This window comes from Hippea alviniae EP5-r, assembly GCF_000420385.1.
Classification (GTDB): Bacteria; Campylobacterota_A; Desulfurellia; order Desulfurellales; family Hippeaceae; genus Hippea; species Hippea alviniae.
This window is the reverse complement of record NZ_ATUV01000002.1, coordinates 339,971-359,725: the sequence shown is the minus strand read 5'-3', so window position 1 is coordinate 359,725 and position 19,755 is coordinate 339,971. Positions and strand designations below refer to the sequence as shown.

Below are 19,755 nucleotides of genomic sequence, written 5' to 3'. Positions count from 1 at the left end.
TATGACAAAAGAGCATGCAAACACAGGTATAATTGTCCAAACAGTAAGAAAATTCATAAGAAAAGAAGCGATAGATAATGTTAGAAATATCTTAAGCAAACTCCATCCTGCCGACATAGCAAAAGTTATTCAGAATTTAGCACCTGATGAGAGAATTTACGCTATAAAAGCGCTTAAGGATTTGCCACTAAAAGCCGAAGCAATTGAGTATCTTGACGATTACAAGATAGCCGCAATGCTGCTTGAAGAGTTATCGCCAGAAGAAGCGGCAAAGATACTTCAAAACATATCTATCGACAAAGCTGTTGACATATTGGAAGAGCTAAACGAAGAGTTTGCAGATAAAGTTGAGTCTCTGTTTGATGAGCAGTTTAAAAACGAGATAGCCAGCCTGCTAAAGTATCCAGAAGATTCAGCAGGCGGCATAATGAACCCAGATTTCTTTGCTATAGATAAGGATTTAACCGTTGAAGAAGCCTTAGAAGAGATAAGAAAGGCAAGCAAAGAGAAAAAGATAATCTATGTCTATGTTGTTGATAAATTTGGGCATCTTATAGGCGTCGTAACATTGAGAGCGTTAATAACAGCAGATAGAAACGAGAAGATAGAGAATATAACAAACACAAATATAATCTCTGTAAGAACGGATATGGACCAGGAAGAAGTTGCAAAGCTTGTTGAAAAATACGACTTGCTTTGTGTTCCTGTGGTAGATAATAAAAATAGGCTTGTCGGAATTATCACTGTTGACGACATAATCGATGTTATAAGGGAAGAGACAACAGAAGACATCTATAAATTAATCGGTACATCGGGTGAAGAGTTTGAAGAGACAAAAATTATCAACATTATAAAATACAGAGCTCCGTGGCTTATTATGAGTTTGATTGGTGAGTCTATATCGGGAAGTGTGCTTAAGTTTTTTGATGGGACATTGAAGACTGCTATATCGCTCTCGTTTTTTATGCCGTTAATCATGGCTTTGGGTGGTAATACGGGTCAGCAGTCTCAGACAATCGTTGTAAGGGCATTGGCGCTTGGCAAGTTTGACGAACATGGGATATGGGAGATAATAAGAAGGCAGATAAAGACGGCAATATCCATAGGAACGCTCTTTGCCATCTTAGGGTTTGCTATGGCGATGGTGTTTCAGAGAAACTTCTATTTGGCGTTAGTCGTTGGCGCTTCGCTTTTTATTTCAATGTTCTTATCAACCATGATAGGTGCTCTTTTGCCTTTGGGATTAAAAAAGCTCAATGTTGACCCGGCTGTTGCTGCATCGCCTTTTATCTCGGCAATGAACGATATAATGGGTCTTCTGATTTATCTAAGCATAGCAACATTCACAATTAGGTATTTTGGAGTAAAGCTATGAAGCTATTTGGAACAGACGGAATAAGAGGAAAAGCCAACATCTATCCGATGGTTGGAGACTTAGCGTATAAACTTGGCAAGGCTTTGGTTTATGCGCTTGATGGGCAAACGGATAGAAAAAGAAAAATAATCATAGGCAAAGACACAAGGCTATCTGGATATATGCTTGAAAGCGCCATAACAAGCGGCGTTGTATCTATGGGTGCTGATGCTTACCTTGTAGGGCCTATGCCAACACCTGCAATAGCCTTTTTGGTAAGAAGTATGAGATGTGATGCAGGTGTTGTAATATCAGCGAGTCATAACCCTTATGATGATAACGGCATAAAGATATTCTCAAAAGATGGTCTAAAGCTTGACGATGAGCTTGAAGAAAAAATAGAGAACTTGATTTTAAGCGATACATTGGATAAGAAAGGCGCAACAGGAGACAAAATCGGAAGGGCATACAGAATCAGGGATACACTGGGAAGGTATATTGTATTTGCAAAAGATACAATACCTTATAGTGTCAGTTTGGAAGGTTTAAGGATTGTGCTTGATTGCGCAAATGGCTCTACATATAAAGTTGCTCCCATGATATTTGAAGAACTTGGAGCAGAAGTTATCGCAATAAACAATCAGCCAAATGGCACGAACATAAACGATAAGTGCGGCTCTACATACCCAAAGACGATAATCGAAGCCACAAAATTATACAGGGCAGATGTGGGCATAGCCTTTGATGGTGATGGTGATAGGGTTTTGATGGTTGATGAGAGATACAATCTTGTTGATGGCGATGCCATACTTGCCATACTTGCTTCAAACTTTAAAAGGGAAAAAAAGCTTAAAAACGACACGGTTGTTGGAACAGTGATGAGCAACTATGGTCTTGAAGTATTTTTGAAAAATATGGGCGTTAATCTTGAAAGGGTTGATGTTGGAGATAAGAATATCGTAAGGAGAATGATTGAAAAGGGTTATAATTTAGGTGGTGAGCAGTCCGGACATATAGTTTTGTGGGATAACAACACAACCGGTGATGGTATCGTGACAGCTTTGGCGGTGCTGTCTATAATGCAGCAGGAGAAGGCCAAATTATCTGAATTAACTCAGAACTTCAAAACAATCCCACAAAAGACGGTTAATGTGATGGTAAAGAGCAAGCCGCCATTGGAAGAGATAGAAGAGATGCAGGAAGCCATCAAAAAGGCAAACAGTATTCTAAAGGATGCTGGAAGATTAATAGTAAGATACTCAGGAACAGAACCGCTTCTAAGAATTACTGCCGAAGCGTTTGAAAACGCTATGGTGGATAGGTGTTTGGAAATAGTCAAAAAAGCCGCAGAAAAAAGCTTAAAGGGGTAAGCCATGAAAAAAACCCTTATTATTTTATTAGCTTTTTTTATCCTTTCTCCAGTTGCCTTTGCAAAAATAAGCATAAGACTTGACGCTCCATACTTTGACAACGACACAACAACAAATGTAGCAAACTATATTGGCAAAAGGCCTGTCGTGCTTGTATTTTTTTACCCTGACTGCACACCATGTGAACATGAAGCAAAAGAGATAAATAAACTATACAAACAATACAAGGATAAGGTCTTTATTTTGGGCATAAGCTTGAGTAGGGATAGATACGATATTGGTGATTTTATAAAGGATTTAAATGTTATTTATCCAATCTGGAGAATACACTCAAAAAGCGATTTAAGAAGTATCGGAGGAATATTAGCAACACCGACAATTGTAATACTTGATAAAAAAGGCAAAATAGTAAAAAAATTTATAGGCAAAAGGCCAATAATTACAATAGAAGAAACACTAAAACAGCTTATAAAGGAGGAACAATGCACAAAGTAGTAATATGTGATAACATTTCCGAAGCTGGCATAGATATTTTAAGAAACGAACCAGACATAGAAGTTGAAATAAAAAGCGATGTGGACAAAAAGGAGTTGCCCAAGCAGTTAGAAGATGCAGATGCCATAATAACAAGAAGTTCAACAACCATAGACAAAGAGTTCCTATCCTATTGCAAAAATCTAAAAGTTATTGGAAGGGCGGGTGTTGGTGTCGATAATATAGATCTAGAAGAAGCAAGCAAAAAGGGTATTGTCGTTTTAAATATGCCAACAGGTAATACGCTTGCTGCAACAGAACATACAATGACATTCATCTTAAACTGCTTGAGATTTATGCCCAATGCCAATTACGAGCTTAAATATAAACATATATGGGATAGAAAAAAGTGGATGGGTATAGAGCTATACGGCAAAACCGTTGGTATTATAGGTATGGGAAGAATAGGAACCAGGGTTGCCATAAGGGTAATGAGTTTTGGTGCAAATGTTATTGTTTATGACCCGTATATTCCTAAGGAGAAAGCAACAAAAATAGGTGCAAAAATCGTTGATGATTTGGACGAACTAATTAGAAATGCCGACATAATCACTATTCACACGCCAAAGACAAACGAAACATACAACATGATAGATAAAGAAGAGATAGAAAAGATGAAAGATGGTGTCATACTGATAAACTGTGCCCGTGGTGGCTTATACAACGAAAAGGCTCTATATGAAGGTCTAAAGAGTAGAAAAATAAGAGCTTTGGGAATTGATGTATTCGAGAATGAACCGCAACCCAATCATCCACTTCTTGAGTTTGACAATGTTATAGCAACACCGCATTTAGGTGCTAATACTTACGAGTCTCAGGTAAGGGTTGGAGAAGGTATAGCAAAGTCTGTAATCGATGCCCTAAAAGGTAGGGGATATGAAAACGCCGTAAACATCAAGATGGAAGAAGAAGAGATAACCGAACTCGGCAAACAGTTTCTCGGTTTGGCAGAGAGAATGGGCTCGTTTTTATCCCAATATGTTAAAAGCTTTATCAGAAAAATTACCGTTTACGCACATGGTGAGATAGAAAGCTGCACAAACTCTCTCGGCTTATTTACGACAGTTGGAATATTGAAGAATATGGTTGATGAACATGTGAATTATGTTAACGCTCCATACCTTGCCAAAGAGAGGGGCTTAGAAATAGAAACAAAAATATACGACAAAGCCACCGAATTCAAAAATTATCTTCTCATAAGTGCAGAATACGACGACGATAAGACTCTTGAGATAGGCGGAACAGTTTTTGAGCCAAACAAGGCAAGAATTGTCTATATGGACGGATTTGACATGGAGATAGAGTTAACAGGAAACATAATAGTTTTCAGAAACCACGACAAACCAGGCATTATTGGCAAAGTTGGTGAGATATTAGGAAGGCACAACATAAACATAGCAGACTTTAGACTTGGCAGAAAGAAAGAGACTGGCGAAGCGCTCTCTTTTATCAAAGTTGACCAAGATGTTAGCGAAGCCATACTTAAAGAGATATGGAATATAGACGGTGCAATTTCCATATCTAAGGTTAGGCTTTAACAAAGGGTGGCATTTGTTTTCCGCCCTTTTTCTTTTTATCTCATCTCAAACCTTAAACCCTAAATCCCAAAAGAGTCTTAATACTCTAATTCGCTTCTGTAATTGTTCGTATTTTTTCCATAAGCTTGTTATACTCTTCAATCATGCCCATCTCTTTGTAGCACAAAGCAAGTTTAGTTAATGTTTTTATTTTATCATCTGAATACTCTAAAAACTCTTCAAACGCTTTAAAAGCTTTCTCATACTCTCCAAACTCATAATAGAGATTGCCGAGTGTATCTAAAACGCCCGGTTTTAAGTTCGGATTCATTGCGATTGCTTTCTCGAGATTCTCTTTTGCCAAGAGATACTCTTCCTTTTCTATGTAAAGTTTACCCAACGCAAGATAAACCAAAGGCTGATACGGAATAAGCTCAACGGCTTCTTTTAGATATTTTTCGGCTTCGTCGAGCTCCTTTCTGTCCACATGAATACTACCAAGTAAAAATGGAATATCGCCAAACGCACCATGCTTATCGTAAAGCTCTTTTAGTATATCAAACGCTTTATCAAACTCTTCTTTTTTCACAAAATCTATTGCCTTTTTGTACATATCAAAGGATTCATCTTCTATCTTTAATTGTTCAAATAGTAAGTTTTGCCTTTGGACATTTTGATCAAGTTTCGCGATTTCATCAACGATTTTTATCCATCTTTTTATCTCTTCGTTATCCGGTTCGTAATCAAGCGCTCTTTTCAAAAGCAGTTTAGCTCTTGGGAACTCCTTTTTTTCAACAGAATTTTTTGCAAGTATCATGTGAGACATAACCATTTTCTTTTCAACTTCATAGTCAAAAATTGCCTTTTCAAAATCAGGCCTTAATTCGATTGCTTTTTCAAAACTTTCAAGTGCTTCTTTATGCATAAATCTGTTTAATGTATGTAATTTTGCCTTCCAGTAATACAAATCAGCAGAATCTGGATAGATACTCAAAGCATAATCAACAAGCTCAAGTCCAGAGTATGTATCTTTAAATTCAAAATACAATTCGGCAAGTCTTATTATTCTATCGAGTTTCTTAACAAATTTTTCTTTATCAACAATAAAATCGTGCTCAAGTTTCAGAAACTCAAGCAATTTATCAACTCTTTTCTTAACCAAAACACTTTTGCTCTTTATAAGTTTGAAATATTTGATGGACTGTTCAATTCTTTTTTTTGTGTCTTGTCCTTCTATATACATCTCTTCTCTGTAAAAGTAGAAGAAATCCTTAAAGTAAAATATTGCAACCGCCGAAGAGAACACATTATCAAAAGTTATTTCATCATTTATTTTATTAACTTCATCTACATCTTTTCTGATTTCTTCAACATTTTTATTTCTTATCCATCTCTTTAAAACCTTGTTGTCAATTGCCAGCGCTTTTGTCGCTTTTTTAATAATGTCCTCAAGTGATTTGCTTATTTTTTCCGTTTTTCTAATAAATGCATCATGTTTTAGTTCAATTCGTGGTTTTTTTATAAAACTTTTGTCTATGCGCTCTTTTAAATACTTATCAATCGCTTCTTTAAAACTTATAACTTCTGTCCCTTCAATATATGCACCACCTTCCGTTGCATTAACATATTTAAACCCTTCATTCTTTGTGCTTTTTATAATCTCTTCTACGATTTTAAGTCCAGAGTAAAGGGTTTCAGTCGTTGGAATCTTCTCTTCATAATTTCCTTTAACCCAGATAACATTCTTAGGTAAACCACCAGATAAGAATACGCCCTTTGCATGGTCTTGACCACCAGAGTAAGCCCAATCCTGACCAATAAATATTATCGGATTTGCACCCATTATATATGCAAGTTGAATAGCTATGTTGGCAACATTGTTTAAAGAGAAATGTTTCTTTTTGGGTTTTTCAAAAATATCCGAGTAAAGGTAGCCTATAGACCCACCTGAAAGTTCAAAAAATGAGTGTTTAAATAATTTTGGTATGGAAAAGTATATACCATCGGCTCCTACAAAATGCGACTTTCTTCTTTTTTTCTCTTTTAATATTGGAGAGTATTTATTCTCGTTAATTTGTTGGTGATCAACGCCACATACAAAATCGGGTTCAACATCTATATCCTTCAATACAGATATTACGCTGTCTGCGGCTATAATCACTGCTTTATCTTGTATTTCTTTTAGCAGTCCAACATTTTTTGACAAAGAAGGACCGCTTGCAACAATTACAGCCGGTTTGTTTTTGAATCTATCATTAAAATATTCTATGTATCCACCTTTGGCTAAGGAAGGTATGTTATACAAGATATTTTCACTCATATGCACGGATCTGTTGATTAAGGTGTTTCTATTTACGATTATCAAAGATAGTTCTTTCTTTAGTATGTCTCTTATTTCCTTTATTTTGTAAAACGATACTTTGTCGTAGTTTGGCGAAGTAAATTGTATTACATCGCTCCAGTTTAGGCGTTGATTAAGTATTTTTATTACCGTTGTTATATTTTTTTGTGCTATTTCTATATTCTTTATTATAGCTATTATTACTTTTTTATCCAGAATAATTTCAGACAAATCTTTATGCTCGAGCGTTTTCTTTATAATACAAGGGTTACTTTCCAGAACAACAATTACCGTTTCAGGAAAGGCTTCTCTTAAAATCTTTAATGTATTGCCGTATCCAAACCCGTGCAAAAAAATTGTGTCAATAGGTTTAACATTTTCTTTTACCTTCCTTTTTTCATCCAGTTCAATATCACCGTAAAATAGCTTATCGTCCTCTACTTTTATATTTGGGTCGTCTTCACAGTTTTCTATTATCTCCAAAATTCCTTTTTCTTTTAAAGCCAATCTGTTTTTTTCAAGCATCTTTGACCCCCACTACTGTAATTGCTTTAATCTTTTAGCAATACCCATTCCTAAAAAAGTTAGACAAAAGGCTAAAGTTTTCTTAAAAGCTGCCGACTAAATAGATAGGCAACAAAAGAAGTAAGGAGGTGATGCCCTTTAGGAGAAATCAAAACCTAAAGGTTAAGGGTTCGGGAATCTATGTTTAACCTTAAAACTTAAAAGGAGGTAAGCAATGGGACTTAGAATCAATACCAACATCGCTGCTGAATATGCAGTATTCAACCTTAACAACACGAACAACAAACTATCACTCTCTTTAAACAGACTTTCAACAGGTTTAAGAATTACAAAGGCTGCAGACGATGCAGCAGGCATGACAATCGCAGACGGTCTTAAGTTTCAGTCCATGAACTTAAATCAGGCTATAAACAACGGCAATAACGCTATCAAACTCATTCAGATTGCAGACATGGCTCTGCAGAAATCCATCGACATCGTTCAGACAATCGCACAGAAGGCAGCACAGGCTGCAAACGCAACAGAAGACCCATCTTCAAGACAAGCTATTCAGGCAGAAATTAACAAACTCATTCAGGAAGTAAACAACATTGCAGAGACAACATCCTATAAAGACACAAAGCTACTTGATGGAACATTTACTGACAAGATAGTCCACATTGGCGCATATATGGACCAGACGATTTCAATAGGAGCAAGAAGAACAGCAGCAGACTCTATCGGTTGGGTGGCTAATGGGACATTGACAGCAGATTGGCTTGAGCCAGAACAGGAAGCAAGCAATACTACAGGTAATATACTTACCTACAATAGCAAGACAAATCTCATTGAATTAAAAGATAACGACTTAACAATCAATGGTGTTGGTGTAGGTCAGGATATAGCTGGAATAGACAGGCTCAGACAGCTTGATGCAAAAACAGTTGCTGCTGCAATCAACGCTGTTCAGCTTGACACTGGTGGTGTTGAAGCAAGGGCATCTAATGTTGTAACCGGAACTGCTGCAATTCAGGCTGGAACAATTAATGCTGGTGATTTATGGATAAACGGTGTTAACATCGGTCAGGTTAATGTTGGAGCAAACGATTCAAACGGTGCGTTAGTCAATGCAATCAATAAATACACAGACCAGACTGGTGTTGTTGCAAGTGTAAACAAGAGTGGTCAGCTTGTTCTTACGGCCATTGATGGAAGAAATATAGCTATAGAGACGCATGGCAATGCCGCAGCCATAACAGGATTAAGTACAGCTGAAACAGCCATTAAAGGAACAAAAAATCAAGTTTTAACTGGATTCAGCTTCTATTTAAATGGTATAAAATTAACGGTAGCAGCTAATGCATCTGGTAAAACTGCGGCTCAGTCTATTAATACCCAGCTTCAGGCAGCGGGTATAAGCACAAATAATATAAGGGCAAGTTATGTTTCGACTACTACTGCGGGTCAATATGATTTAAAGATTATAGTAAGAGATGGTGAAGATTTAAATATCTATGTTGCAAGTAGTCCTGGCACTGTTAATAATGCTGCCGCAAGCCACTTACAATTCTTAGGCCTTGACGATACAAATGCAAATCACGATAATTATTATCTTGCCAATGAATCACACAGAGGAAAAGTAATCCTTACATCAACGGATAACATAACTGTAGGCGGAGACAAGCCAAGTGTTGGCGGATTCAAAAGCGGCGTTATCGCACCTAACAATAAACTCGATGACGTCAATGTAATGACAACTCAAGGTGCTGAGCTCGCAATCAAGATTGCTCAATCTGCCCTAAGCGACCTTGACGCTGTCAGGTCTTCTCTCGGTGCTATCCAGAACCAGATTCAGGCAACCGTCGAAAACATCTCAGTGACGAAGATTAATATTGACGGTGCAGAATCCACAATTAGAGACGTAAACTTCGCACAAGAGTCTTCAACATTCTCCAAACTGCAGATTCTTGCTCAGTCTGGTACCTATGCTCTTGCTCAGGCAAATGCAGTTCAGCAGAATGTTCTCAGACTGCTGCAGTAATAAAAACTCAAGCACACAAAAAGGGAGACTTTCAAAAGTCTCCCTTTTTTATTCTTTTGAAAAAATCTCATAAATAGAGTTAAAAATATAGTTCAACTCTTTTGTAGGAAGCGAAGGATAGACAGGCAGACTCAACTCTCTTTTGTAAAATTCTTCGGCAGTGGGACAATAGGGCTCATTTTTTAATATACTCCTATAAAAGGGCTGTTTATAAATTGGAATATAATGCACTTGAACTCCGATATTTTTATCTCTTAATCTCTTAAAAATTTCTCGCCTTTTTTGAATAAAACCGTCTTTGAGCAAAACAGCAAGCAAATGATAACCACTTTTTGTATCTTCTGTCTCTTCTAAAAACTCAAAAAAACCTTTATCTTTAAATTCATTTCTGTAAAGCGAAACAATTTTTCTTCTCTTTTCAATAAAACCATCAAGTTTTTTTAGTTGAGACAAACCCAAAGCAGCTTGAACATCGCTCATTCTGCCATTAAAGGATAAAAACTGCATCTCATAATACCAATCACCATCGCTTCTAAACACAAAATCGCTTTCATCTTTTGTAATTCCATGATTTCTAAACATCAAAAGCTTTTTGTAAATTTTCTCATCGTTTGTCAAAGCAGCACCACCTTCAATGGTTGTTATAGGTTTTACCGGATGAAAACTAAAAACAGTAATATCAGAAAAATCGCATGAACCTATCTTTTTTTTCTTATACTCTGCACCTAACGCATGAGATGCATCATCGATAAGCTTAAAACCATACTTTTCTGATAGCTCTTTTAGTTTATCCCATTTTAAAGGATTGCCAGCATAATCAACACCTATGACAAGTTTAACTTTATCGTCAACCAAACTTTCAACAGAATTTATATCGATATTACCCGTTTTTAGTTCAATATCCGCAAAAACAGGCTCGCTTCCACACCAGACACCGGCATTTGCCGTTGAAACAAAGCTTATAGGTGTTGTTATAAATTTATCTCCTTTTTTTAAATTTAAGGCGAAACATGAAGCATATAAAGCCGTCGTGGCAGAGTTAAATGCAACGCAATATTTTACTTTACAATAATCAGCTAAAGCATTCTCAAACTCTTTTAACCTTGGGCCTTGCGTTAAAAAATCGCTTTTTAAGACTTCAATAATAGCTTTTATATCGTCTTCATCTATAACCTGATGAGAGTATGGAATCATCCATAAATCTCCTTTAGCTTCTTTTTTAAGTCATCTACCGTAAGCCACCAGCCATTGTTATCTGACCTGAAGCTAAAACCATACTCCTTTCTTTCGCCCTTTTCATTCCATGCGTTTGTTAGGTATTCTTCGCTCTCTGCAACATCTATGGATGGCTGAATGGCATAATAATTTTCAAACTCTATTGTATTGTAAGACTCATCAATAGATACAAGCGTCTCGTGTAATTTTTCGCCGGGTCTTATGCCGATTATCTTAAATTTGGCATCAGGATTTATAGCTTTTGCAAGGTCAGTAATTCTCATAGATGGAATCTTAGGCACAAAAATCTCACCACCCCTCATCGTTTCAAACGAACTCATAACAAACTCTGCGGCTTCTTCCAATGTTATCCAAAAGCGTGTCATCTCTGGATGGGTTATAGGCAACTCTTTTGCTCCTTCTTCTGTCAATCTCATAAAAAATGGTATAACACTACCACGAGATGCCATGACATTACCGTATCTAACAACACTAAATTTTATATCCCTTTTGCCTTTCATTTTGTTTGCTGCGATAAATAGCTTGTCCGCTGCAAGTTTTGTTGCTCCATATAGGTTGATAGGATTAACAGCTTTGTCAGTTGAAAGGGCAATAACCTTCTTTACACCGCTGTCTAATGCTGCATCGATTACATTATTTGCACCAAGCACATTTGTTTTTATTGCTTCCATCGGGTTGTATTCTGCTGCTGGAACCTGCTTTAATGCCGCTGCGTGAACGACATAATCAACATCTTCAAAAGCCCTTTTAAGACGCTCTTTATCCCTTACATCGCCAATAAAGTATCGCATGCACTTGTCGTTGAAAACCTTGCTCATCTCGAATTGCTTAAATTCATCTCGCGAATAGATAATAATCTTTTTGGGTTTATATCTCTTGAGCAGAAGCTCAGTAAACTTTCTACCGAAGCTTCCTGTTCCGCCTGTTATTAAAATTGTTTTGTCATTAAACATGTTGCCTCCCTTTTGTTTTTTAAACTTTTAGCAAAAAGCAAACCAATTGATTTTAAGTCAACAGTTGTATATAGATAGTAGATGGTTTCAGTAATGAAAAAATTTTACAACATGCTCTCTTCCCTTAAACTAACTATTGTAATTTTTATCGCATTAATGATATACTTTATGAGTGCAACACTATATTTTTCTTCAGACAAACAAGCATGGGTTAATGTTTATGGAACAGATTGGTTTGAGTTCATATTTTGGATTTTAGGAATAAATCTAACGCTAACCATCCTAAGATACAAGCTATACAAAAAGCCACCCTTAATTCTAATTCATCTTTCCATACTCGTAATGCTTATAGGAGCAGGGATAACAAGACACAAGGCATTCGAAGGCATACTTCATTTAAGAATTGGCCAAACATCATCAAATTTTTTAGAAACTTTCAGGTCAAATCCTTCTAAAGAAGAGACAAAGCCGCTCGGTTTTGAGATAACTTTAACAAATTTTGTCATAGAGAAATACTTAGGAAGCAATCAACCAAAAAGCTATGATAGCTATATAGTAATAACGGACAGAAACAAGTCTTTTTATTATCACATCTACATGAACCATCCGATAAAATTTAAAGGGCTCAGAATATATCAGATGAGTTATGACCCGGATGAAAAAGGCTCTGTTCTGTTTATCCGATACGACCCAGGAATTTACATAACATACTTCGGATACCTGCTATTCTCGATAGGTTCTTTTCTGCTTATACTATTTCCACCTGCCCAACTAAAAGAGACCTTGAAAAAACTTTCAAAAATAACCCTTATGCTTTTTTTAATAATACACTCAACCCAAAACATATCCAACTCCGCAACCATAAAAGAGTGGGCTAAAAAATCAAAAAAAGTCAGCGAGCTATGGAGCAGAATACTCGTTCAAAACAACGGAAGAATAGAGTCAATGGACACGCTTGACAAAAACATCGTATATAAACTGACAAAGAAAAGCAGCTTATACGGAATGAATTATAACCAGATAATAACAGGAATGTTAACACATCCAAACCTGTTTCAGAACATCAAAATGATTTATATTGGCAACAAACAGATAAGAGAAAAACTCAAGATAAAAGGAAGGTATGCATCATTCAACGACTTTTTTAGTTTAACAGGATTCTTTGCTTATTCTGATGAAATAAACAGAGCCTTAAGAAAGCCACCCAACCAAAGAAGCAGAGAAGATAAAGAATGGCTAAAAATAGCAGAGAGAGTATTTATAGCAAACGAAGTGTATAATGCTTCTATCTTTAAAATGTTTCCTTCTGAATTCAATAACTCAGATTGGCTCTCTGTCCAAGACTTGCAAAATGCATACTACTTAAACATCTTTAAACTTCTGATTAAATCTATATCGAATTACGACACTAAAAAAGAAAAAGAGTTGATAAAAATAATATACACAATCCAAAAGATATACTCACCAAAACTAATACCATCAAAAATAAAAATAGAAGCAGAGATTATATATAATCGCCTATCAATTTTTTCAAAGCTTGCGATACTCTATCCAATTTTTGGCTTGGTTTTAATAATAATCGGATTTTCAAGCAAAAGAATCATCTCAAAATTATACAAACCATGTATTTTTACTGGAATTTCTCTTGTCTTACTTCATTCTGCAAATCTAATTTTAAGATGGTATATATCAGGACACATGCCCTGGTCTGATGCCTACGAATCCATTGTGTTTATAGCATGGAGCATAGCTTTGGTATCCCTTGTTGTATTCAAAAGAAACATCTCAATTTTAGGAGCTGGCTTTTTTGTTTCTGGCATGTTTATGCTCACAGCCCGCCTAAGCGACATAGACCCACAGATAATAAACATAATACCCGTTTTAAAATCATATTGGCTTCTATTTCATGTTGCAGTCATAACTGTTGGGTATGGATTCTTGGCTATCTCTTCGGTATCAGCCATTATATATATCATAGAGACAAAAAACAGAGAACAAACGGAGAGTATATCATCCCTTTCGGCTTACATAGGCCTTCTTCTTTTATCGATTGGAACCATTTTGGGAGCCATCTGGGCAAATGAAAGCTGGGGAAGATACTGGTCTTGGGATCCGAAAGAGACTTGGAGTTTAATATCTATTCTTGCATACTCAACTATACTCCACCTAAAAGCAACAAAAAGAGTTAGCGGCACATTTATGGCTTTTCTTTACATATTTAGCTTTTTCTTTATCCTTATGACATATTTTGGCGTAAACTTTTATTTAGCCTTAGGCCTTCACAGTTATGGAAAAGGAGAAGCATCTCCAGTTTGGTTTTATGCAATAAAAGCCGGTATAGCTATATGGTTCGTTCTTGTTTTGTACACACTATTTACTGTTGGCATCAATAAAAAATCTTCTTAGCTCTTCGAATCTGACCTTTTTGTATTTTTCGGTATTTATAAGGCTTTTATTATCAACCTTTCTTCCAAACAGAACCTTACCTTGAAAAAATAGTTCTTCTGCAGAACCTTTTAAGGCATTCTCATCAAACATAAATCTATTGTTATGACACTGCTCACAGCTTTTGCCGTAAAGTGATATCGTATGTGGCGAATATGGCATTATAACAGACATATTATCAATATCATCAAATACAATTTTGCCATTTCTATCTTTATAGGTGAGTCTATATTGGAAAAGCGGCCTTCCTATCCTATAGATACCATCCCTATCTTTAACCAAAACAAAAGGCATCCATCGCCTTGCAAGCCAGCCAGAATACCAGATACCACTCTTAAGTTTGTTGTCTATATAATCTGGCATTATAGGTTTTAAGCTTGGGTCTTTTAAAGCCTTTTTCAAAAACCGCTCAAGATATGGATCTTCCTGATAAATCAAATTTTTCCACATTGCATAATTTTTGGTTTTATCAAGATAGAGATTTAGCTGAAAGTGGTTTGACTGCCAAAGAGAATGACAAGCGCTACACGAGACATTTTTGTGATACTTATGTGCATCTAATGTTTTATCAAACTGCTTTACATAAAAATTTTTACCGCTAACAGACCTAAAAATATATCCTTTACCAACCCTTTTAACAAAACGGCTGTTAGGCTTTTTTTTGTATCCACCATGACAATTAGCACACCTTATCTTTACTGCATCAAGCTCTCTTTCGTAAAGCTTATAATTACCCATAACATCGGACTTTTTATGACAATCGACACATGTCAAACCCTTCTTAAAATGAATATCGCTGCTTAGATGATGCTGACCTATGCCGTATAGTCTCATCTTGAAATAGCCACTTTTTTCTATAGGAGAACGGAATGATTTATCATAATCCTGTGGAAACAGCCCAACATAATCGCTTCCCACAAATTCGTTGTTATGACACGCAAGACAACTCGACATCTTCGGATGTTTAAAGAATCTATGTGTTTTTGAAAAACCCTTCTTGCCGTAAATTGTAGCATCCATACCTTCGTATCTGCCAAATTTTGAATACTCCATGTGGCAGGCTGCACATCCTTTTGCCCTGTATGTTCCAACAGTTCCAAAAGAGTTGTTTTGAATATGACATCTTAGACACTTTCTCCTTAACAAATCGTCAACCAAATCGGCCGGCTTTTCTATTTTCTCCTTTGGCTCTGGTATGGCTTTTAAGTATTTTGCTTTAAAGATACCATAAATCGGTTTATAACTGCCTTGCGCATGCCATACAAATCTGGTTATGTTTATAGCTGAAGAGAGCGTTCCATGAAGCGAGTTTTTTACTCTTTCTATATCTGCTTTATGGCACTTTGCGCATTGTTTATCAACATACTCAAAGGATGACGGATTTTTTATAACAACCTTGTGCGAATAAATATTATCACGATTCTCTTTCAAAACATGACACTCTACACAACTCAAATTGTGAACATTGTCAATCTTTTCTATCTTATGACAACTTGTGCAATCCCTTATGCCTTCTGCATAAGAAGATATAGTCAAAGCAACAAGAATAACAATCACCTTGAGCATGGCGTTTTACCTTCCAAAAATAGCTTTTTCGAACTTTCAAAATCCTGATAAATCTTATCAGAATAACTGCCATGACACAAAATGCAGCTATATGCAGAAATAATCGTTTTTATCTCTTTTTTATTAAAAGCCATTTCGCTCTTTATGGATACACCCTGAAGCTGTTTTCCTTCAATATTCACAAACGCATCAAGCGGGAAATCTATTGGCAAACCCGAGAGTTTAGAATTATAAACAGGATTAAAGACTATTTTTCCGTTTTTTATGTGAAGTGAGCCTCTGCCTAAGCCGATTGTTGCAGGATTGAAGTGGCAATCTGTGCAGCTTCTTGATCTTAGTTGTGTTGTGTGTGGGTCCCACGATGCAAAAAAGAGCCTATGAAATTGATTTTTGGGTTTTATTTTGCCAGAATAGACCGTAACAAACGACTGACAACCCGGTGCAAACGGCATAATTTTACCCTTCCAACTAATTCCAAGTGTTGGATGAGAAAACCTATTAAACGAGCTAAACTCTCTAAATGCGCCCTTTGTTGGTTTGTGTAAGAGCCAATCAAATTGCTTTTTGTCTTCAAAGTTTGCAACATGACAGCCATAACAGGAAGGCATCCATTCAGAATGACAAGCCTGACAGGAGAGTTTTTTGTGTATGTCGAGTGTATGATAGGGTTTATTTGACATTAGTTTCATCTCTATAGGCTTTCCATCAAGCTTTCTATAAAAAAGTATTCTACCACTTCTGTCTTTTTGAAGGTTATAGATAGGTCTAAAATCCTTGTGCGTATAAGCTACTTCTATATCATCCTTCAACGGTATCTTTGCATTTGTCTGTGCAAGCAACTTAGCCAATTCGTTGGGTTTGCCAAACTGCGGACTATGACAATCTTCACACTGTATTACAACTTGCTCTTCAAATCTCTTATGTTCATAACCATCACCCATTATGCCGTGTTCTGTATGGCAATCTATACACTCAAGTTGAGCCTTCTGCCAATGAATGTCAGCATGTAGTTTCAAATAATATCTACCACCACCCTTAATTACATGCGAAAACTCACCATGTTTATAGGGTGTTCCATATCCTGCCGATTGAAACTGACCAAAGTATGCAAGCCCTATCCTGTTGGAACGATTATGACACTTTAGGCAGTTTGAAGATGGTATGCGTGTAGTTAAAATTGTATGTGGATTATTTTTTTCCTTTACGCCATGACAGTCGATACAGCCACCACCCCTGACTCTTTGCTTCGGGAAAATAGATTGAAGCTGATTTATGTGGCATGCTGCACACATCTTTCTAAAATAGCTAACCGTAAGATTATCCGTTTTTATACTTTTAATCTCTTCAATAGAAGGATAGCTATCAATACCCAAATACTTCCTATTTAAAACGCCAATAATACCCTTATTGGTTGCCATTATAGATTTTTTTACTCTATCAATAACATCAGAATGACACTTAGCACAATACTTAGATGCATATTCAAGTCTGGCAGGATTTTTCACCATTCCCTTATGAGCCACATCCTTATCTGTTGCATATCTGTTTCCGCCATGACAGGTTGCGCAACCAAAAACAGAGATTGGATGAGATTTTCCAACGGTTTTTATATCGTTGTGGCATGCAACGCAAGAATCAACAGTTCTTGGAGCCTTTCTCTTTTTCTCAAAACCAAACTCAAACAGAACAACAACTACAACAAACAGAGCGGATATAACGGCAATCCACCTAAACCAAGCTAATCGCAACATAAAATATAACCCAAAGAATAAGCAGTATGTTTATAACTGTTTTGAACTTTGACTCATTTTTATAAAACATAAGGGCAATAGACGGAAAAAAACCAAGAAAAACGGCAATATCAACATTTACATTCATCTTTAACATATTTTCAACACCTTCAAAAAACCAAGGACCTGTCAAATGCTTTGAAGTCAAATTAAACGGAATGTCCTTTGGCATTTTAAAAAACAGCATAAAAATAACACTCAGCGATAAAGCTATAGATACAAACTCAATCCTTGGTAAAACTCTTTTTGCGTGATAAAAAACAAACAAAAAAAAGAAGAAGGGCAAAAATATCACATGCCACAAAAAAAACTTCCAATAAAAGACAGAAGAATCACTCAAAAACGAACTAAAATACTTCAAAATTACACTATCCTTCATTATATTTTGAGCAACCAAAGCCGCAGATTGACCATTCTGGTCGGCTTTTAAAACATATCCGCTAAACATTAAAAGAATCACGGCAATAAAAGCTAAACTGCCAAATAGATAGTCAGACTCTGTTTTTCTTTTGCTCTTATAAGACAAAAAAAGTTCTATAATCACATGAAAAACGATGAAAAACAAAAGAAGCTCTGAAGAGAAATAGTGAAGTTTTCTAAAAAATAAGCCAAACGGTGTTAAATATGTTATTTTCTGAACACTTTCAAAAGCGTGTTGTGGATAATAGGCAAAGACAAGTGGTATGCCACTCAACAAAGCAACAATAAACAGAGCTTGGCATATCCATGATATTACATAATCTATCTTCATCCTATGATTAAACTATTATTAACAATTTTAAAAGTCAATCTGTTAAGCGGCTTTCTGGCAGGTCCTTTAAGTCTTTTTCCGCTTAAATCAAATACGCTTCCATGACAAGGACATTCAAACAGCTTATCTTTGTTGTTGTAATTCAATATACATCCCATGTGAGTGCAGTGAGCGTCAAAAACTTTAAATCCGCTTTCCACCTTTACAATAAAAATATCGTAATCTTTAAAAAACACAACTCTTTTGTTTATTTTGTTTATCGGGATCTCGACTCTTCTTTTGCTGTATAAGGAATTTATAAAATAATAAAAAGGGAAGGCTAAAGCCAAAACGCCTAAAGCAGGCATATAAACTAAAGCCTTCCCTAAAAAGTCTCTTCTATTCAAATCTGTTTAGCAGCCTTCTATCTCTTCTCCTTCACCTTCAGCAGAAGGTGCTTCTTGTGGCAATTCAGCCTTTTCTTTCTTTGGCTCAAGAGTAATATCTGGATTACCGCCAGTAATTCTTACGATAATCATATTGTAATTATTCCATGCTTTTTTACTCCAAGGATTAGCCTGAACAGCTTTCTGTGCATACAGCTTAGCCGAGTATAAATCGTTATCCTGCAAAGCTTTCTGGGACATCTCCACATATTTCTCGCATAGAGCCTTATCCATTCTGTAATAGTCAGACTGACTTGCCCTTATCTGTAAACCACCCACAACAAACAAGAATATTGCTATCACACTTACAACAACCCATACTCTCTTCATGGCTTTCTCTCCTTTCAATCATTCATACTTACATAATAAACATTAGGCAATGTACCTTTATCTTCCTGAAGTCTCCAAACCTTTTTAGCATCTTTTAGCAGTTTGTAAACCTTACTGTTTCTGTCATTTAAATCACCAAAATTCCTTGCTTCGCCCACGCAAGTTGCAACGCATGCAGGCTCAAGGCCATTGCTTATTCTCGGCAAGCAGAATGTGCACTTATCAACAGCTGTCAATTCTTCATTATAATATCTTGCATTATAAGGACAAGCTTCCATACATGCCTTACAGCCTATACACATAGATGGCTCAACCAGCACAATGCCATCTTCTTCCCTTTTATAACTTGCACCTGTAGGACAGACATCAACGCACGGAGCGTTATCGCAGTGGTTGCACAGTATAGGAAGAAAGGTTACAACGGGATTGCCATCAACTCCTTTTTTCTCAATCTCTAAAACCTGCGTTCTAAACATCTCTTTATTAATCGGCACTTCCCATTCAAATTTGCAGGCACTATAACATGCCATACATCCTATGCACCTATCCTGCACTATAACCATGGTATATCTATGTTTTCTCTTCTTTGCATCCATGA

Annotated in this window: 15 protein-coding genes; 6 read left to right on the top strand and 9 right to left on the bottom strand. The window is 36.3% G+C overall.

Annotated features, from left to right (window positions below; translation table 11 throughout):
• Window position 1 precedes the first annotated feature (1 nt).
• The 4 genes from mgtE to serA are packed head-to-tail and all read left to right on the top strand — an operon-like array spanning window position 2 to window position 4,796.
• Window positions 2-1,375 (top strand): magnesium transporter, encoded by a 1,374-nt coding sequence (gene mgtE / locus G415_RS0108565; RefSeq protein WP_022671275.1) that lies wholly within the window; start codon window positions 2-4, stop codon window positions 1,373-1,375.
• A complete protein-coding gene (gene glmM / locus G415_RS0108560; RefSeq protein ID WP_022671274.1) occupies window positions 1,372-2,724 on the top strand; it encodes a phosphoglucosamine mutase in 1,353 nt (450 codons plus the stop codon). Before mgtE ends, glmM begins: the two co-directional genes overlap by 4 nt.
• 3 nt (window positions 2,725-2,727) lie before the next feature.
• Complete coding sequence (locus G415_RS0108555) at window positions 2,728-3,219, top strand: TlpA family protein disulfide reductase (RefSeq protein WP_022671273.1); 492 nt, start codon at window positions 2,728-2,730, stop codon at window positions 3,217-3,219.
• Window positions 3,207-4,796: a phosphoglycerate dehydrogenase gene (serA, locus tag G415_RS0108550; RefSeq protein WP_022671272.1), complete on the top strand. Its 1,590-nt coding sequence runs from the start codon at window positions 3,207-3,209 to the stop codon at window positions 4,794-4,796. Before G415_RS0108555 ends, serA begins: the two co-directional genes overlap by 13 nt.
• Before the next feature lie 85 nt (window positions 4,797-4,881).
• Here the strand turns inward: serA and G415_RS0108545 are convergent, their stop codons facing one another.
• Entirely contained in the window at window positions 4,882-7,641 is a 2,760-nt protein-coding gene (locus tag G415_RS0108545) for a 6-hydroxymethylpterin diphosphokinase MptE-like protein (RefSeq protein ID WP_022671270.1), read from the bottom strand.
• A gap of 214 nt (window positions 7,642-7,855) precedes the next feature.
• Here G415_RS0108545 and G415_RS0108540 point away from each other — a divergent pair, with 214 nt between their 5' ends.
• Window positions 7,856-9,661 (top strand): flagellin N-terminal helical domain-containing protein, encoded by a 1,806-nt coding sequence (locus G415_RS0108540; protein ID WP_022671269.1) that lies wholly within the window; start codon window positions 7,856-7,858, stop codon window positions 9,659-9,661.
• A gap of 48 nt (window positions 9,662-9,709) precedes the next feature.
• Here the strand turns inward: G415_RS0108540 and pseC are convergent, their stop codons facing one another.
• Both pseC and pseB read right to left on the bottom strand, forming a co-directional pair.
• The gene (gene pseC / locus G415_RS0108535) at window positions 9,710-10,855 is read right to left on the bottom strand and encodes a UDP-4-amino-4,6-dideoxy-N-acetyl-beta-L-altrosamine transaminase (protein WP_022671268.1); all 1,146 of its coding nucleotides are present in this window, start codon (window positions 10,853-10,855) and stop codon (window positions 9,710-9,712) included.
• Window positions 10,852-11,850 (bottom strand): UDP-N-acetylglucosamine 4,6-dehydratase (inverting), encoded by a 999-nt coding sequence (gene pseB / locus G415_RS0108530; protein WP_022671267.1) that lies wholly within the window; start codon window positions 11,848-11,850, stop codon window positions 10,852-10,854. Before pseB ends, pseC begins: the two co-directional genes overlap by 4 nt.
• Before the next feature lie 81 nt (window positions 11,851-11,931).
• Here pseB and G415_RS10375 point away from each other — a divergent pair, with 81 nt between their 5' ends.
• Window positions 11,932-14,256 (top strand): cytochrome c biogenesis protein CcsA, encoded by a 2,325-nt coding sequence (locus G415_RS10375; RefSeq protein ID WP_022671266.1) that lies wholly within the window; start codon window positions 11,932-11,934, stop codon window positions 14,254-14,256.
• Here the strand turns inward: G415_RS10375 and G415_RS0108520 are convergent.
• The 6 genes from G415_RS0108520 to G415_RS0108495 are packed head-to-tail and all read right to left on the bottom strand — an operon-like array spanning window position 14,221 to window position 19,753.
• The gene (locus G415_RS0108520) at window positions 14,221-15,861 is read right to left on the bottom strand and encodes a cytochrome c3 family protein (protein ID WP_022671264.1); all 1,641 of its coding nucleotides are present in this window, start codon (window positions 15,859-15,861) and stop codon (window positions 14,221-14,223) included. The two genes, G415_RS10375 and G415_RS0108520, sit on opposite strands and share 36 nt — an antisense overlap.
• A complete protein-coding gene (locus G415_RS0108515) occupies window positions 15,849-17,612 on the bottom strand; it encodes a hypothetical protein (protein WP_022671263.1) in 1,764 nt (587 codons plus the stop codon). Before G415_RS0108515 ends, G415_RS0108520 begins: the two co-directional genes overlap by 13 nt.
• Entirely contained in the window at window positions 17,590-18,402 is an 813-nt protein-coding gene (locus G415_RS0108510) for a cytochrome b N-terminal domain-containing protein (protein ID WP_022671262.1), read from the bottom strand. The genes G415_RS0108515 and G415_RS0108510 overlap by 23 nt, the downstream gene beginning before the upstream one ends.
• Window positions 18,399-18,788: a QcrA and Rieske domain-containing protein gene (locus G415_RS10885; RefSeq protein WP_022671261.1), complete on the bottom strand. Its 390-nt coding sequence runs from the start codon at window positions 18,786-18,788 to the stop codon at window positions 18,399-18,401. Before G415_RS10885 ends, G415_RS0108510 begins: the two co-directional genes overlap by 4 nt.
• Before the next feature lie 6 nt (window positions 18,789-18,794).
• Window positions 18,795-19,157: a hypothetical protein gene (locus G415_RS0108500; RefSeq protein ID WP_022671259.1), complete on the bottom strand. Its 363-nt coding sequence runs from the start codon at window positions 19,155-19,157 to the stop codon at window positions 18,795-18,797.
• A gap of 14 nt (window positions 19,158-19,171) precedes the next feature.
• The gene (locus G415_RS0108495; RefSeq protein ID WP_022671258.1) at window positions 19,172-19,753 is read right to left on the bottom strand and encodes a 4Fe-4S dicluster domain-containing protein; all 582 of its coding nucleotides are present in this window, start codon (window positions 19,751-19,753) and stop codon (window positions 19,172-19,174) included.
• Window positions 19,754-19,755 lie beyond the last annotated feature (2 nt).